2 protein-coding genes and 1 tRNA gene are annotated in these 2173 nt (G+C 72.1%); 2 read left to right on the top strand and 1 reads right to left on the bottom strand.

The genetic code is table 11. From position 1 onward, the window contains the following. Nucleotides 1-604: 604 nt before the first annotated feature. Entirely contained in the window at nt 605-1504 is a 900-nt protein-coding gene (locus tag ACXJKL_RS19805; protein WP_457208713.1) for a sensor histidine kinase, read from the top strand. 89 nt (nt 1505-1593) lie between these two features. Further along, nucleotides 1594-1667: transfer RNA gene (locus ACXJKL_RS19800), tRNA-Phe, on the top strand. Between the two features lie 93 nt (nt 1668-1760). On the opposite strand, the gene ACXJKL_RS19795 is transcribed toward ACXJKL_RS19800, so the two are convergent. Then, nucleotides 1761-2150: a helix-turn-helix domain-containing protein gene (locus tag ACXJKL_RS19795; protein WP_457208712.1), complete on the bottom strand. Its 390-nt coding sequence runs from the start codon at nt 2148-2150 to the stop codon at nt 1761-1763. Nucleotides 2151-2173 lie beyond the last annotated feature (23 nt).

The raw sequence follows: 2173 nt of genomic DNA, 5'->3' as shown, positions 1-2173 counted from the left end.
GTGCCGGCGCGCACGCATGCCCCGGCCGCACCCTGGGCCTCGCCCTCCTGCGGGACCTCGCATCATGGACGGGGCGGCGCTCCATCTCGTTGGCTGCGTCCGTCACAATCGACCAGAGCAGGGGGATATTGCCAAAGCCTGCATCGCTCGCAGTCGAGCTCTGGGAGGGGTCTGACTCATGACCGATGGGTCTGCGCTCCAGTACGTGTCGCAGGATGCCGCCGTGTCGCCGGCCGCGTCACGCCTCACCGCGACCATCCTCGACACTGCCACACCGCTGGACCAGGCGTACGAACAGGTGGCCGCTCACCTGCTCACCTCCACGCGCGTGGAGTCAGTCACCGCTGCTCTGACGACGTTCGCGCCCGAAGAGGCGTCGGCCTGGACGCATCTCGGACAGCGCGCCTACATCCGCGAGTGGTTGCGCCCAGGCGCCCGGTGTTCGGTCGCCCCCGCCCCTGGCGCCGGGCCAGAGGCCACCCTGTCGATGCCATGGGTGTCTCAACACGGTCGCCGCGCAGTCGTCGCGGTACCTGACGCTCACCTCCTGCCGCCGGACGCTGAGCAGGACCGGCGGGAGCTCGCTACGTGCGGCATCCGCAGCATGGTGGTCGGAATCCAGGTGGCCGACGGGGTGGTGTACGGCAGCCTGGCCATGGGGGGCACTGCGCACGGCCCGTGGTCGGACGAGAGTGTTGCGGACTTTCGACTGCTCCATGCGGCCCTCACGTCCCGCATCGCCCTGGAGCAGGCCCGCCGCTCCCTCGCGGACGCGGTGGCGGCGGGGGCCCAGACCCGTGAGGCGCAGCAGCACTTCTTCGCCTCGATCGGCCACGAGCTGCGCACTCCTCTCACCGCGATCGTCGGCTACACCGAGATGCTCGTCGACGAGGCCGAGCAGCACGATGCGGACCCGTTCGCCGAGGCCGTGGGTCGTGACGGCGGGGTCATCCTGCGGGCCTGCGAGCAGCTGATGGCCGTCGTCGAGGACCTGCTGACCGCCGGCCGCACGATGGGCACCGAGGAGGCTCGCGAGAGCCTCGAGGTGGCCGCCGCGGTGGAGGACGTCCTGCACTGGCACCGCGCCACGGCACGCGCCTCCGACGTGAGCCTCCGCTGCTCGATCCCGCCCGGCGAGACCGTGTGGGCCCACGCGGCCGGCTTCCGGCAGGTGCTGTCCAACCTGATCGGCAACGCCGTGGTGCACAACCCGGGCGGCTCGGTCGAGGTCTCGACCCGGGCCCTGCGCGGGGAGTCCGGCGAGCCCCGGCTGCGCGTCATCGTCCGGGACACCGGCGCCGGCCTGACGCCCGATGAGCTGCGCGACGTGTTCGACCCGTTCGTCCGGTTCGCCCGTCCGGGCGTGAAGGGCACGGGTCTCGGCCTCTCGCTGTCCCGCTCCCTCGCCGAGCGCGACGGCGGCACGGTGGACGCCCAGTCCACCCCCGGGCGTGGCTCRGCGTTCTGGATCGAGCTGCCCGTCACCGACGGCCGCCTCGCCTGACCGTCCACGCGGGGCCAGGCCGCGGCACCGTATCGACGACTGGCCGATTCCTCGCAGCCAGCGGCGCTCATGTAGCATTCCACGCGCTTGGCCAGGTAGCTCAGTTGGTACGAGCGACCGACTGAAAATCGGTAGGTCGGCGGTTCGACCCCGCCCCTGGCCACACGCACGCGAAGCGCCCGGTCACGTCCCGACCGGGCGCTTCGCTGTCGATGACGGCGGCTGACGGCGGCGGTGGGAGCCGACCACGCGTGGTTCAGGCGAGCCRCTCGCCCAGCAGCTCGATGAACTCGTCGGCCATGGCCAGCTGACGGACCAGTTGGGCGCGGCGCTCGGCGGCCTCGGTCAGGACGCCGGCCAGACGCTCGCGCCCGTCAGCTGCGCCGGCCTCCTCCCCGCACTCCAGCGCCTCGATGTCCCGCATGACGGCGCTCATCTGCTCCAGGGTGAAGCCGAGGGGCTTCATCCGCCGGATCACCAGGATCCGCTCCACGTCGCCCTCGGTGTAGAGGCGGAACCCGCCCTCGGAGCGGCCCGACGGCCGGAGCAGGCCGACCTCCTCCCAGTGCCGCAGGCTGCGCAGCGACAGCTCGGTCCGTGCGGCGACCTCGCCGATGTGCATGGCGGGGGTGGGTTCGCCGGTCACAGGGCCCTCTCTCACGACCGACG

It is taken from the genome of Nocardioides sp. P5_C9_2 (assembly GCF_054049555.1).
This window is presented reverse-complemented; position numbering and strand designations above follow the sequence as displayed.